The 14044-nt window shown below is 71.9% G+C and carries 11 protein-coding genes and 1 riboswitch; of the genes, 8 read left to right on the forward strand and 3 right to left on the reverse strand.

The window, feature by feature from the left end; genetic code table 11:
- The first annotated feature begins 358 nt into the window (after positions 1-358).
- From F4559_RS06785 to cobA, 8 genes are all read left to right on the forward strand, one after another.
- Positions 359-970: a TetR/AcrR family transcriptional regulator gene (locus F4559_RS06785; RefSeq protein ID WP_184666755.1), complete on the forward strand. Its 612-nt coding sequence runs from the start codon at positions 359-361 to the stop codon at positions 968-970.
- Positions 937-1061: riboswitch (cobalamin riboswitch) on the forward strand. It overlaps the preceding gene by 34 nt.
- Positions 1062-1096: 35 nt before the next feature.
- Entirely contained in the window at positions 1097-3058 is a 1962-nt protein-coding gene (locus F4559_RS06790) for a putative cobaltochelatase (RefSeq protein ID WP_184666757.1), read from the forward strand.
- Positions 3059-3068: 10 nt separating this feature from the next.
- Positions 3069-3683 carry a cob(I)yrinic acid a,c-diamide adenosyltransferase gene (cobO, locus tag F4559_RS06795; protein ID WP_184666759.1) on the forward strand — a complete coding sequence of 205 codons (615 nt, stop codon included), beginning with the start codon at positions 3069-3071 and terminating at the stop codon, positions 3681-3683.
- Positions 3677-5041, forward strand: coding sequence for a cobyrinic acid a,c-diamide synthase CobB (locus tag F4559_RS06800; RefSeq protein WP_376774627.1), 1365 nt, complete (start codon positions 3677-3679; stop codon positions 5039-5041). The genes cobO and F4559_RS06800 overlap by 7 nt, the downstream gene beginning before the upstream one ends.
- Positions 5042-5119: 78 nt before the next feature.
- Positions 5120-6115 (forward strand): cobalt-precorrin-4/precorrin-4 C(11)-methyltransferase, encoded by a 996-nt coding sequence (locus F4559_RS06805; protein WP_184666763.1) that lies wholly within the window; start codon positions 5120-5122, stop codon positions 6113-6115.
- Position 6116: 1 nt separating this feature from the next.
- Positions 6117-6965, forward strand: coding sequence for a hypothetical protein (locus F4559_RS06810; RefSeq protein WP_184666765.1), 849 nt, complete (start codon positions 6117-6119; stop codon positions 6963-6965).
- Entirely contained in the window at positions 6962-8212 is a 1251-nt protein-coding gene (locus tag F4559_RS06815; RefSeq protein ID WP_184666767.1) for a cobalamin biosynthesis protein, read from the forward strand. The genes F4559_RS06810 and F4559_RS06815 overlap by 4 nt, the downstream gene beginning before the upstream one ends.
- Positions 8213-8921: 709 nt before the next feature.
- Positions 8922-10139, forward strand: a complete 1218-nt coding sequence (cobA, locus tag F4559_RS06820; protein WP_184666770.1) for a uroporphyrinogen-III C-methyltransferase — start codon at positions 8922-8924, stop codon at positions 10137-10139.
- Here cobA and F4559_RS06825 read toward each other — a convergent pair.
- The 3 genes from F4559_RS06825 to F4559_RS06835 form a co-directional block, all read right to left on the reverse strand.
- The gene (locus F4559_RS06825) at positions 10084-11025 is read right to left on the reverse strand and encodes a hypothetical protein (protein ID WP_184666772.1); all 942 of its coding nucleotides are present in this window, start codon (positions 11023-11025) and stop codon (positions 10084-10086) included. The two genes, cobA and F4559_RS06825, sit on opposite strands and share 56 nt — an antisense overlap.
- A 121-nt stretch (positions 11026-11146) precedes the next feature.
- Positions 11147-12604 (reverse strand): DEAD/DEAH box helicase, encoded by a 1458-nt coding sequence (locus F4559_RS06830; protein WP_184666774.1) that lies wholly within the window; start codon positions 12602-12604, stop codon positions 11147-11149.
- Between the two features lie 256 nt (positions 12605-12860).
- On the reverse strand, positions 12861-13823 hold the full coding sequence (locus F4559_RS06835; RefSeq protein WP_184666776.1) for a serine protein kinase RIO: 963 nt from the start codon (positions 13821-13823) through the stop codon (positions 12861-12863).
- Positions 13824-14044: the final 221 nt, after the last annotated feature.

The following is a 14044-nucleotide window of genomic DNA, read 5'->3' on the forward strand; positions in this document are numbered from 1 at the left end:
CGTCCAGTGGCTTTGTCAGCGCGCTTCTACTCGTCGTGGATCGTGATGCGCGACGGTTGTCCATTTGTGTCTACGGGCCTGGGTTCGTCGTGGGTCGAGATCGACGGCCGGGTAGGGGTACGGGGTGGTGGCTGTTCGCGTTGATTTCACCCGTTCAGGGGTGGTGATCCGGATGGGTCTTCATTCGGAGTGGATCGGTGGTCTGATTTCGGTGTCAGGGGTGTGGACCAACGGTCCGCTTTGGGTCGGCTCGGTGCGGACCGTTGGTCCACTTGTCTGGGCGATGCCGCGGACCGGCGGTCCGTTTTACGTCGTCTACGATACGGACCACCGGTCCACTTCGGTAGGGGAGGTTCGGATGGCCGAACGCAGGGACGCCGCGCGCAACCGTGCCGCGATCCGGTCCGCCGCCGCGCGGTTGATCCGCGAGCGTGGACCGGACGGGTTCGTGATCGAGGATGTCGCGGCGGCGGCGGGTGTCGGGAAGGGCACGGTGTTCCGGCACTTCACCGACCGTGCGGGGCTTGTGCGTGCGGTGGTCGAGTTGGCGTCGCGGGAGTGGCGCACGGAGTCCGACGCGTTGTTCGACGACGCGGACATGGCGCCGGACGAGAAACTGGTCACGTTCGTCGGCCGGTTGTTCGACCACGTCGTCGACTCCCTGCCGCTGGTTCGCGCGCTGGAGTTGTCCGAGTTCGACCAGTCCGGGTGCGACGACAACACCGTGCTCGTGCACAGGCGGATCTCGGACCTGATCGCGCAGGTCAACCCGGACGCCGACGCCCGGTACATCGCGCACGCCCTGCTCGCGCTCCTGCGCGGCGACGTGCTCCACCACCAGCTCGTCCGATCCGGCCTCGATCTGGGGCGGGTCCGGGCGGGTGTGATCGCGCTCGCGCGTTCGGTGCTGGTCGGGGACTTGGAGCGGGCCGGGCGGGATGCGACGATGCCGGGGCTGTCGAAGGGGTGAACGAGGAAGCCGGTGGGAGTCCGGCGCGGTCCCGCCACTGTGACCGGAGCGCATCCGGGAGTCAGGAACTCGGCCCCCGATCCAGACCGGACCCGGGCGTGGACACCCGAGGAAGGACACCGCCGCATGGGCGCGCGTTTCCCCTTTTCCGCCGTCGTAGGCCATGACGACCTGCGCACCGCACTCCTGCTTAACGCCGTCCACCCCGGCATCGGCGGGGTGCTCGTCCGGGGTGAGAAGGGCACCGCGAAGTCGACCGTGGTGCGCGCGCTGGCCGCGCTCCTGCCCGAACTGGACGTCGTCGCGGACTGTCGCTTCGGGTGCGCGCCCGAGGTCGACGCGGAGTGCCCGGACGGTCCGCACGGCGACGCGTCGGCGCACCGGCGCCCGGCCCGGCTGGTGGAGTTGCCCGTCGGCGCGACCGAGGACCGAGTGATCGGTTCGCTCGACCTGGAGCGCGCGCTGACGGAAGGCGTCCGCGCCTTCCAGCCCGGCCTGCTCGCCGCCGCACATCGGGGCGTGCTCTACGTCGACGAGGTCAACCTCCTGCACGACCATCTCGTCGATCTGCTCCTCGACGCCGCCGCGATGGGACGCGCACACGTCGAACGCGAGGGCGTCTCGGTGTCGCACGCCGCGTCGTTCCTGTTGGTCGGCACCATGAACCCGGAGGAGGGCGAACTCCGGCCGCAGCTGCTCGACCGGTTCGGTCTTACGGTGTCCGTACGCGCATCACGGGACGTCGCCGTACGCACGGAGGTCGTCCGCCGCAGGCTCGCCTACGAGGCGGACCCGGTCGGGTTCGCCGCGCGATGGCAGGACGACGACGCCGACCTGGCCCGGCGGATCGTGGACGCCCGTGCGCGGCTCGCGTCGGTGGTGTTGCCGGACGCCGAACTGCGACGGATCGCGGCGGTGTGCGCGGCGTTCGAGGTCGACGGGATGCGCGCGGACCTCGTGGTCGCACGCACCGCGGTCGCGCACGCCGCTTGGCGTGGTGCCGAAGAGGTCGCCGAGGAGGACGTGGCGGCGGCCGTGCGTTTGGCGTTGCCGCACCGCCGGCGCCGCGACCCGTTCGACGAGCCGGGGTTGGAGGAGGAGCAGCTGGAAGACGCCCTCCGGCAGGGCGCGGAGCACGCCGCCCAAGATCCCGACGACGACCCGGACGGTCCGGATGATGGGCCGCAGGGGGGCTCGGACGGTCCGGACGGGGAATCCGGCGGTGGGGCCGGCGAGTCGCGGGACGCACCTGGAAAGTCCACTTCGGATGGTCGCACGCACACGCCCGCACCGGCCTTCCGGGCCCGCCTGCTCCAGGTGCCCGGCGTCGGCGAAGGTGCGCCAGGGCGTCGTTCGCGGGCGCGGTCGGCGGCCGGACGTGCCGTCCGGCCATCCACCGTGGACGGATCCGGTGTGCACCTGATCGGCACGCTGCAGAGCGCCGCCCCGCACCAGAACGCCCGGGGCCGCAGTGGTCCGGGCCTGGTGCTGCACGCCTCCGACCTGCGCCGCGCCATTCGCGAAGGCCGGGAAGGCAACCTGGTCCTCTTCGTGGTCGACGCGTCGGGCTCGATGGCGTCGCGTCAGCGCATGTCCGCGGTCACGGGCGCGGTCATCTCCCTGCTGCGCGACGCCTACCAGCGTCGCGACAAGGTCGGCGTGATCACGTTCCGGGGCGCGGCGGCGGACCTCGCCCTGCCGCCGACGAACTCGGTCGACGCCGCCGCCGCGAGGCTGCGCTCCCTCCGTACCGGAGGACGCACTCCGCTCGCCGACGGTCTGCTGCGCGCGAAGAAGGTCCTGGACACCGAACGCGTCCGCGATCCGCGCCGCCGTCCGCTGCTGGTCCTGCTCACCGACGGCCGGGCCACGGCGTCCGGCGTCGGCGGCGACCCGGTCGACGCCGCGCTGCGGGCCGCGTCCCTGCTCGTGGGCACGGCCGCGGTGGTCGTCGACTGCGAGAGCGGGTTCGTGCGGCTGGGCCTGGCCGGTCGCGTGGCCGCCACGCTCGACGCCGCGTGCCTGCGCCTGGAGGAACTGTCCGCCGATCAGGTCGCGGGCGTCGTGCGCGCCGCGCGAGCCGCGTAGGGAGCGCCGCATGCCACAGGGAGTTCCCGCCGTCACGCCCGAAGACGGCCTGACCACACGCCAGAGGCGCAACCGTCCGCTGGTCGTGCTGCACACCGGTGAGATGAAGGGCAAGTCGACGGCCGCCTTCGGCTTGGCGTTGCGCGGCTGGAACCAGGGCTGGTCGATCGGCGTCTTCCAGTTCGTGAAGTCCGCCAAGTGGAAGGTCGGCGAGGAAGCCGCGTTCCGCGCGCTCGGCCGCCTGCACGAGCAGACCGGCGAGGGCGGACCCGTCGAGTGGCACAAGATGGGCGAAGGCTGGTCGTGGTCGCGCAAGGCGGGCACCGCGGAGGACCACGCCGCCGCCGCGCTCGAAGGGTGGCGTGAGATCGCCCGCCGCATCGCCGACGAACGTCACGGCGTCTACGTGCTCGACGAGTTCACGTACCCGCTCAAGTGGGGCTGGGTCGACGTCGCCGAGGTGGTCGACGTCCTGCGCACGCGTCCTGGGCACCAGCACGTCGTGATCACCGGCCGGCACGCGCCGCCGGACCTGGTCGACGCCGCCGACCTCGTCGTGGAGATGACGAAGGTCAAGCACCCCATGGACGCGGGGCAGAAGGGCCAGAAGGGGATCGAGTGGTGAACCGGCTGGTGGTCGCCGCGCCCGCGTCCGGCAGCGGCAAGACCACCGTCGCCACCGGGTTGATGGCCGCGCTGCGTCGTGCGGGCGACCGGGTCGCGCCGTTCAAGGTCGGCCCGGACTACATCGACCCCGGCTACCACGGCCTGGCCACCGGTCGGCCCGGCCGCAACCTCGACCCCGTGCTCGTGGGCGAACACCGCGTGCCGGGCCTGTTCGCGCACGGCTCCCGCGGCTGCGACATCGCCGTGGTCGAAGGCGTGATGGGGCTGTTCGACGGACGCGTCGACACCGAGGGCATCGGGTCGACCGCGCACGTGGCCAAGCTCCTCGGCGCGCCAGTGCTGTTCGTCGTCGACGCGCGTGGTCAGAGCCGCAGTCTCGCCGCGCTGCTGCACGGGTTCCGCGGCTACGACCCGACCGTGCGGTTCGGCGGCGTGGTCCTCAACCAGGTCGGGTCGGATCGGCACGAGCAGGTGTTGCGCACGGCGTGCGCGGACGTGGGCCTCGACGTGCTCGGAGTGCTGCCGCGCGACGACAAGTTCCGGCTGCCGTCACGGCATCTCGGCCTGGTCACCGCGGCCGAACACGGCGGCGAGGCGGTCGCCGCGGTCGACGCCATCGCCGAGGCCGTGGCACGGCATGTCGACCTGGGCGCCGTGCGTCGCCTCGCCGCGCGGGCACCCGCGTCCGTCGTCGCGGCGTGGCGTCCGGAGCACGAGGTCGACCACGTGCCGGGCCGACCGCTGATCGCCGTCGCGGGCGGAGCCGCGTTCACGTTCGGCTACGCCGAGCACGCCGAGCTGCTCACGGCGGCGGGCGCGGAGGTCGTCGTGCTGGACCCGTTGCGGGACAAGGAACTTCCCGACGGCACGGCCGGGCTCGTGCTGCCCGGCGGGTTCCCCGAGCAGCACGCCGTGCGGCTGTCCGCCAACGTCACGCTGCGCACGGCCGTCGCCCGGTTCGCCGCCGCCGGGGGACCGGTGCACGCCGAGTGCGGCGGCCTGCTCTACCTCGCCAACTCGCTGGACGGCCTGCCGATGTGCGGAGTCGTCGACGCCGAAGGCGCCATGACGCCGCGCCTCACGCTCGGCTACCGCGACGCCGTCGCACCGACGGATTCCGTGCTGGCCCAGGCGGGAACGCGGATCACCGGCCACGAATTCCACCGCACGGCGCTCACGACTCCGCACGGAACCGAGCCCGCGTGGCGTTGGCACGGCCCGGATCGGCGGCCGGTGGCCGAGGGATTCGTGGTGGGCGCAGTCCATGCTTCCTACCTGCACACGCATCCCGCAGGTGCGCCGGAGTCCGTCACGCGCTTCGTACGCGCGTGCGCGACGACGCCCGCGTGGTACTGAGGCCACTCGTCAGTGGATCTCGAACGCGCGGTACGGTCGTGGCCCACCAAGCCGTACACGTCGTGGGGAGCAGTTGTGATGACTGGTCGGGTCTCCTTCGTGGGCGCCGGTCCCGGTGCCGCCGATCTCATCACCCTCCGGGGCGCCAAGCGGATAGCCGAGGCGGACGTCGTGCTGTGGTCGCCCGCCGTGGTCGAGGTCGAGTGCGTGCGCGACCACGCCCGGCCCGACGCCCGGCTGGTCGACTTCTCCCGCGTGAACGCCGAGGAAGTCGCCGACGTCTATCGGCACGCGTCCGCCGCGAAGCTCGCCGTCGTGCGGCTGCACGCGGGCGACCCCACGCTGTGGGGCGGCGTGCGCGAACAGCACGAGCTGTGCCGGAAACTGGGCCTGGACGTGGAGATCGTGCCCGGCGTCTCGCCGGTGTCGGCAGTGGGCGCGTCGATCGGACGCGAGCTGACCGCGTCGGACGTGGCGTCCTCGCTCGTGCTGACCGGACCCGAGACCGCCGAGCACGTCGAGGAGTTCGCCGCGCACGGCAGCACGCTCGTCGTCCAGGCATCGGGGTCGCGCACGGGGCAACTGGTGGAGAAGCTGCTCGCCGGCGGCTACTCCGACGAGACGCCGGTCGTGGTGGCGTACAAGGTTTCCCTGCCGGACGAGACCATCGCGCACACGACGGTCGGTGGGCTGGAAGCGTGCGTGAAGGAGCACAAACTCTACCGCACCACGCTGTTCCTGATCGGTGACGTCCTCAAGCCGAACGCCGCGCGTGCCCCGCGTGACGGTGTGGTCGCCCGGCCGCGCAAGTGGGCCCGGCGGGCGTCCGCGTCGGACGCCGCGTGGTCGGCGGTGCACGACTGGCAGGAGGCGGCCCGTGCCCGCCGTGCCGCGCCGAAGCCGGTCGTGGAGGAGGAACCGCAGCCGATGCTGGAACTCGTCACCGACCTCGCCGACGAGCCCGAGGCGAAGCCCGTCGTGGCCGCCGCGAAGCGCAAGTCCGCCGCTGTCCGCGCGGACAGCACGGCCCGCAAGCCGGCACGGGCCAAGAAGACCACCAAGCGCGCCAACTGACATGGACGTCCTCGCACTGCACGGCTTCGTCGCCGAAACGGGCCGGTCCTGGGACGAGGTGGCCGTGGTCGACGCCGTCCGGCACGGCACGCGGCACGCGCTCAACGTGTGCCGCGCGCGGTCGGCGGTCGTCGTCGCCGGCGCGGACCCGGCGGAACTCGCGCGCGGGCTCAGCGGCTGGCGTCGGAGTCTGGTCGTTCGCGACGCGTCCGGAGTGTCCACTGTGGATCCGGCCGACGCGGTCGTCCGTCGGTGGGACGAGCCCGACGCCGTGCTGTGCCTGTCCGAGACCGCCTACGGCGCGCCGGTGGACGCCTGGGCGCTGCCCGACGACGACTTCGCGCACCGTTCCGACGGGTTGCTCGCCGTCGCCGAGGTCCGCGCCTTCGTGTTGTCCCGCCTCGGCCCGCGGCCCGGCGGGCTGGTGTGGGACCTGGCCGCCGGACCCGGTGCGGTGGCCGTCGAGTGTGCGCGGCTGGGTGCGGCCGTCGTCGCCGTCGAGGGTGACGCGGTGCAGTGCGTGCGGATCGTGGCCAACGCGGCGGCGCACGGCGTCGACGTCCGGGTGGCCGAGCAGGACCCGGCCGGTGCCTGCGACGGACTTCCGCGTCCCGACGCCGTGCACGTGGGCGGTGGTGATCCCGACGTGGTCCGGCGTGCGGCGGCGGTCCGGGCGCAGCGGGTGGTCGTGACGACCGGTGACCTCGACCGCGTCCTGCCCGCGCGCGACCTGTTGGCCGACGCCGGTTACGTGGTCGAAGGGACCCAGTTGTCCGCCGCACGCCTGGTTCAAGGCGCGTTGTCGGCGTCCAACCCGGTCACCGTGCTGTGGGGGACGAGGGACTCGTGATCGCCGTGTTCGCCACGGCCGCGCGTCGGCGGGAGGCGGTCGACCTGGCCGGCTTTCTCGGGCCCGACGCGGTCGTTCCCGATGGGTCGGTCCGTCCTGCTTTGCGTGCGTTGTGGCCGCGGCTCGGCGCGGCGGTGTTCCTGGACGGCGCCGAGGCCGCTGTCCGTTTCGTGGCGCCGTTGTTGCGTGACCCGGCGGTCGATCCCGGGGTGGTGTGTGTCGACGGCGGGTTCGTCGTGGCGTTGCTCGGTCGGGCGGACGCCTTGGCCCGGCGGATCACCGAGTACGTCGACGCGGTGCCGGTCGTGACGGCGTCGTCGGCCGGGTCGGCGTTGGACGAGCTGGTCGAGTTGTTGGACGCGTCCGTGGACGGCGATCTCGCCGGGTGTGGTGCGGCTCTGCTGGCCGGCGAACAGGTCGTGCTGCGTGACCGGCTGGGGTTCCCGCTGCCCGCGTTGCCGGAGAACGTGACGGCCGACGGCGCCGAGTCCGCGTGGACCGTGTTCGTCACGGACCGCGTCACCCGGTCGGGGCCGCGTGACCGTACGGTCCGGCTTGTGCCGCGTTCGCTGGTCGTGGGCATCGGCGCGCGTGCCGACGTGTCGACCGGCGCGGTGACCGACGCGCTGTCCCGCCTGGAGTCCGATCGCGGCCTCGATCTGCGTGCGGTCCGTGCGTTCGCCACGCTTGACCGCAAGACGGCCGAACGCGGCATCACCGAGGCGCTGGAGGACTGGGGCTTCTGGCACGACTCGACGACCACGCCCCTGCTCAGCTATCCGGGCGAGGAACTCGCCGTGATCCCCGTGCCGAACCCGGCTGACTTGGCGATCGGCATTCCGAGCGTGGCCGAGGCGGCGGCGTTGCGCGGCGCGGTGGAGATGTCGTCCGGTGGGCGGGTGGAGATCGCCGCGGAGAAGGTCAAGACGGAGACGGTCACCATCGCCGCCGCCCGCATGCTGCCGCGCGGACGGCTCGCTCTCGTCGGCCTGGGCACCGGCGACCCGGCGGACTTCACACCGCGTGCCGAGGCGGAACTCCGTCGTGCCTCCGTGGTCGTCGGCGACGACGTGTGCGTCGCCCGTGTCCGCCACCTGCTTCGTCCGGGTACCCGTGTCGTCGCCGACGGTGCCGTGTCGGCCGCCGAGGCAGGTGCCGCCGTCGCGTACGTGTCCGAGGGACAAGGCCCGACCGTGTCCGGCATCGTGGCCGCCGACGTGGTACGTGCTCCCGGCGTGACGCGCTGAGGTGTTACGAGCGCGCGTTTGAGCACAGAGCCGTGTTACGGAACGCGAAACCGTGCCTGTCGTGGTCGCGCTCAGACTGTGGCGTATCGGCCGCGTTCCCTCGCTCTCCGCTCAAGCGGACCGGTGGTCTGTTTCAGGTCGGGCTGCACCCCGTGCGCCGCTCCCGTCCATGTGCCTGTTCGCGTACCCCAACCGGTCGCAGCCGGTACTACAGAATGCGAAATGTGCGCACCGCCGGTCGACGAGGGCGGGTTGAGCGCACGTACTTGGGACCGGTTTGGTTGCTGTATCGGCGTCCGTGGTTGGACTTGGTGCTGTGACCGTCGCGTCCCTGATCGGACCGGCGGTCCGTTTGGGGTGGGAAGGGTCCGGGACTTCGAGCGCGTGTCGTGGCGGCCTGCTGCGGTGCCGGTGCCGGTGCCGGTGTGTGGGTGGTTGCGGCTGGTGGGCTCGTCGTCGGTTTCAGTCGACCTGTGTGCGACATCTTCGGTACGCGTCGCGCCCGGCGTCGACGGAGCCGTGCGCGTACCTCGCCTGGTTCTCGTGAGCGGATGCTGTACGCGAGCCTGTGCCCAAGCCGTGCGCGGGTGGGGGTGCGGGCGGTTGCATGCAAATATGTGTATATATGCATATGTTTGGGCGGGTGCGGTGGAGGTGATGTCCGGCACGCCCGTTGGACAGGACATGTCGGATGTGGATGCTTCTACCCATGCAGGGTGAACAGCACTACCTCGTCGGGCTTGATCTGTGTGGGCGGCGGGTCGTCGTCGTCGGCGGCGGGACCGTCGCGCAGCGGCGGCTTTCTCGGCTGGTCGCGGCGGGCGCGCGGGTCGAGGTGGTGTCGCCGGAGGTGACGCCGGCGGTCGAGGGGCTCGTCGATGCGGGTGAGGCCGTGTGGCACCGCCGGGTCTACGCCGACGGTGATCTCGACGGCGCGTGGTACGTGCTCGCCTGCACGTCCGACCCCGCGGTCAACGAGCGGGTCACCGCCGACGCTACGGCTTCGCGGGTGTTCTGCGTTCGGGCCGACATCGCGGTCGAGGGGACGGCCGTGACGCCGGCTGTCGGTGCGCACGACGGATTGTTGGTCGGTGTGCTCGCCGGTGGCGAGCACCGGCGGTCGGCCGCGGTGCGCGACGGCGTGGTGAGCGCGTTGCGCGACGGGTCGCTGGCCGACCACCACGAACGGCCCGAAGGTGTCGCCCTGGTCGGCGGCGGGCCCGGTGACCCCGACCTCATCACGGTGCGCGGTCTGCGGTTGCTGGCACGCGCGGACGTCGTCGTCGCCGACCGGCTCGCACCCCGGGAGCTGCTCGACGAGTTGTCGCCGCACGTCGAACTCGTCGACGCCGCCAAGATCCCGTACGGCCGTGCGGCGGCCCAGGACTTCATCAACACCACGCTCGTCGAGCACGCCAAAGCCGGGAAGTTCGTGGTGCGCCTCAAAGGCGGCGACCCCTACGTGTTCGGGCGGGGGTTCGAGGAACTCATCGCGTGCGCGGAAGCGGGGATTCCCGTCACCGTCGTGCCCGGTGTCACGAGCGCGTTCGGCGTACCCGCGTTGGCCGACGTCCCGGTGACGCACCGGGGCGTCTCGCACGAGGTCGTGGTCGTGTCCGGCCACGTCGCGCCGGACGACGAGCGGTCCCTGGTCGACTGGGGTGCACTCGCCCGACTGCGCGGCACCGTCGTGATCCTGATGGGCGTGGAGCGTGCCGCCCGGTTCGCGGAGGCGCTGCGGGCCGGACGTCCGGGCGACACGCCCGTGGCCGTGATCCAGGAGGGGAGCACCCGCTCCCAGCGGGTCGTGTGGTCCACATTGGACGAACTCGGTGCGGATGTCGTGGCGCACGGCATCCGTCCGCCCGCGATCATCGTTGTAGGGCCGGTCGCCGGTCTGGCAGCGGAACTGCCTTTCCGGTCTTGACCACGCGCACGGTCGCGGCGGCCGTCGCCACGGCGATGCCCGCCGCGACCGCCAGCGTCGTGAAACCCGGGTGCACCAACGGCTCGCCGCGCAGCGCCTGCCACGTGAGCAACGCCAGGAACCCCGCGTAGGACGCCGCCGCGATGAACACCAGGCGCAGCTTCGCCCGGTCCGTGAGCTTCAGCGCGGTGAGTCCGAACAGCAACAGCACCATCACCTGAAGCCCGTGCAGCCCCACGAAGTGCGGCACGCGCAGGTCCCCGCCCATGGTGCTCCACCCCGTGATCGGCATGCCCGGACCACCGTCCGGCACGCCCACACTGTGCCCGCTGGACAACTCGACGGTGCGACCCGCCGCGTCCGTGGCCATCGTGCCCTGGTCGAACTGGAAGATCATCAAGTAGGCGATGCCCATGCCCGCGATGGCCAGCCACGTCCCCGTCCGCACCGCCCACATCGTTGGCCGGTCGACCGCCCGCTGGAACGTGAACACGAGCGCGAGCACGATGTTCGCCGCGAACATCACCATCACGAACCCGAAAGCGAACTGGAGCGCGTTGTTGAGCGCGTCCTCGGACTGGTTGAAGTGGGTGAACGCGCCATGCCACGTCGAGGCGACGATGAACGCGATCTCGACGGCCATGATGCCGACGACCAGAGTCGCCAGCGCGGTGGTGATCCGCCTGCCCCTGTGCGGCAGCGAGAGCATCCAGGACAGCGTCACCGAGTAGATCGCCAGCGACACCGAGAACTTGAACGGTTTGAGCCAGAGCGGCGACCCCTGGAGGACGCGATCGTCGACGAGCAGACCGATCGCCGTGCCCAGGGCGAGTACCGCCATCACGGCCGCGAGCCACAGCGTCGGCCGGTGCCAGGTCTTCGTCATGGGACAATCGTGCTGCGCTGTGACGCCTCGGTCACTGGGAGTGGCCGGAGGGTCGGGGTAGGGCCAACCCCCGTAACCACAAGGGTGTGCCCCGGCTTCAGCGAAGCCGGGGCACCCGTGTTCAGTGCTGCGGAGCCGATCGACGCGGTCGCCGCTCGCGATCGCCGCGCGGCGCGCCGCGGAACGGACCCGAACGCCGACCCGGCGTACCGCCACCGCGTCGGGCGGCGCGCACCGGCACCTCGGGCTCGGTCACGGGCACGCCACTGGGCACCCGCGCACCGGTGATCCGCACCAGCTCGTCGTCACCCGGCCGCACCTTCGTCGACGCCGGTCGGATGCCCGCCCGCGCGGTCAGCCCCTGCACGGCCCGCCGCTGGTCGTGCGTGACCAGCGTGACGACCGTGCCCGACTGGCCCGCCCGCGCCGTGCGACCGGCCCGGTGCAGGTAGTCCTTGGGGTCGGCGGGCGGGTCGACGTGCACGACCAGGCTCACGTCGTCCACGTGGATGCCGCGCGCGGCCACGTCGGTCGCGATCAGCACCGGCGTGGTCCCCTCACGGAACTGGCCGAGCACACGGGTCCGCGCGCTCTGCGCCTTGCCGCCGTGCAACGCACCCGCGTGCACGCCCATGGCACGCAGCTTCTTCGCCAACCGGTCCACGTGGTGCTTGGTGCGCACGAACATGATCGTGCGGCCCTCGCGTGCGGCCACCTCGGTCACCACGGACTGCTTGTCCTCGGCGGACACGAACAGCAGGTGGTGCTCCATCGTGGTCACGCTGCCGGTCGGCGGCGCGACCGAGTGCACGATCGGGTCGTGCAGGTACTGGCGGACGAGCTTGTCCACGTCGCCGTCGAGCGTGGCGGAGAACAGCAGCCGCTGCCCGTCCCGCGGCGTGAGGTCGAGGATCGCGCGGACCTGCGGCATGAAGCCCATGTCCGCCATCTGGTCCGCCTCGTCCAACGCGGTGAACATGACCTCGGACAGGTCGGCCGTGCCCTGCCGCACGTGGTCGGACAGCCGACCGGGCGTGGCGATGAGCAGGTCGACGCCGCGCCGCAACGCGTCGGTCTGACGGGGGAACGACGTGCCGCCCACGACCGTGCGGCACCACAGACCGAGGGCGCGCGCGAACGGCGACAACGCCTCCTCGACCTGCATCGCCAGTTCACGGGTCGGCACGAGCACCAGCCCACGCGGCTTCAACGGCCTCGCCCGACCGCTCGAGAGGCGCGACAGCAGCGCCAGGCCGAACGCGAGCGTCTTGCCGGAACCGGTCTGCCCGCGACCCAGTACGTCACGACCGGCCAGCGTGTCCGGCAACGTCGCGGCCTGGATGGGGAACGGCTCGGTGATGCCGGCCTTGGTCAGCGCCGCGACGAGTTCGTCGGCGAGACCCAGTTCGGAGAACGAGGGCAGTGGGCCCTCGGGCAGCGTGCTCTCGACGTGATCGGGAACGGTGGTCGCGACGACCGGCTCGACGTGTTGGCGAGGACGACGATCGCCCTGGCCGGTGCGCCGCCGCGGCCTGCGGGACTGCGAGCGCTCGGAACGGCCCTGGGACGTGGATGGCAAAACAAACCTCCGGGACACGGCACGTCTCGGGGATTGCCTCTGCGGTGCAGGCGCGATCGCACGGACGGGCCCGGCGCGGTCGGCGCCGATGACGGTTGGGGTACCGCCGGGCGCTTCCTGGCGCCGCAGTGCGGTTACAGCAACAAGTCTAGCCGATCTCGGGAAGCGACTTTCGCCACTCGGCGGTGTTCTGACGCACACGTGCCGTGACATGCGGGGACGGGTCCCAGGGCGCGAACCCCGGGACCCGTCGTCCTCACAGCAGGCCGGCGATGTCGAGCAACGACCGCGTCACCTCGGCGGGATCGGCCAGTTCCGGCTCCAGGCCGTGTGCGGTGAACCAGCCCGCGATGGTGCGCACGTCCCGTTCGAGGAACTCCCGACCGCCCGGGTTCGCCACCAGGTCCACGACCTGCGGCAGGTCGATCAGCACCAGCCGGCCGTCGTGCACCATCAGGTTGTACGCGGACAGGTCGCCGTGGGCGAGACCCGCCGACGCGAGCACGCCGAGCGCGTCGACCAGTTGCCGCCACAGATCGAGCAGTCCGTCCTGGTCGGGACGCAGCTGGGCCAGCCGCGGCGCGGCCTGCCCGTCCGTGCCGACGAACTCCATCAGCAGTTCCGTGCCCGCCCGTGACACCGGGTAGGGCACGGGCGCGCCGAGCGACCACAACCTGCTCAACGCGGCGAATTCGGCGACCGCCCACTGCTCGGCGATCAGGTTGCGCCCGAACGACGTGCGGTTGGCGATGGCGCGCATCTCCCGGGACCGGCGCATCCGCCGGCCTTCGAGGTACCCGGCGTCACGGTGGAACATCCGGTGGTCGTTGCTGCGATAGCGCTTGGCCGCCAGCGCGCATACCTGTGCGGTGTCGGGCAGCGACCGTTCGACCAGGAAGACGTCCGCCTCCTTGCCGGTCTTCACGATCCCGAGTTCGCGGTCCACGGCGGACAGGTCGGTGACCAGCCACTCGGGCCACGGCTTCGGGCCGCGTTCGGCGTCGCCCCACGTGGACCACCGGTCGGCGCCGTCCGGGACGTCGTCGACGACCGCGTCCTCGCGCAGCCGCGCGAGCCGGTCCTTGGCGTCCTCGGTGAGCCGGCCTCGGCGGGCCGGTTCGACGTCGTCGCGGACGCGACGACGGGTCGACCGCCGGTTCAGGTCGTCGGCGTGGTCGAAGTCGAGTTCGTAATCGCGGTACTTCTCGTGCTCACGCACTGGTGTGGGCTCCCTGGAACAGAGGGTGTTCGCCCCACCGGCGCGGGTGTGGTCGTCCGCGTCAGTCGGTGAGGGCGGGTGGACGGGTCGGTGCCACGACCCGGACAGCTGTCGTCATCACGGGCACCTCCCTGTCTCGTCGCCTCGTTCCCGACCCACGCAGCTTCCCAGGACCGCGCGGACGCGCGCAACCGATTTACCCCCTGCTTCGGATCGAGGGT

This window comes from Saccharothrix violaceirubra, from assembly GCF_014203755.1.
GTDB classification, from domain to species: domain Bacteria; phylum Actinomycetota; class Actinomycetes; order Mycobacteriales; family Pseudonocardiaceae; genus Actinosynnema; species Actinosynnema violaceirubrum.

Coding starts and splice junctions, on each gene's coding strand:
- F4559_RS06825 (WP_184666772.1), bottom strand. CDS start 11,025: ATGACGAAGACCTGGCACCGGCCGACGCTGTGGCTCGCGGCCGTGATG.
- F4559_RS06805 (WP_184666763.1), top strand. CDS start 5,120: ATGACTGGTCGGGTCTCCTTCGTGGGCGCCGGTCCCGGTGCCGCCGAT.
- F4559_RS06785 (WP_184666755.1), top strand. CDS start 359: ATGGCCGAACGCAGGGACGCCGCGCGCAACCGTGCCGCGATCCGGTCC.
- cobA (WP_184666770.1), top strand. CDS start 8,922: ATGCAGGGTGAACAGCACTACCTCGTCGGGCTTGATCTGTGTGGGCGG.
- cobO (WP_184666759.1), top strand. CDS start 3,069: ATGCCACAGGGAGTTCCCGCCGTCACGCCCGAAGACGGCCTGACCACA.
- F4559_RS06790 (WP_184666757.1), top strand. CDS start 1,097: ATGGGCGCGCGTTTCCCCTTTTCCGCCGTCGTAGGCCATGACGACCTG.
- F4559_RS06810 (WP_184666765.1), top strand. CDS start 6,117: ATGGACGTCCTCGCACTGCACGGCTTCGTCGCCGAAACGGGCCGGTCC.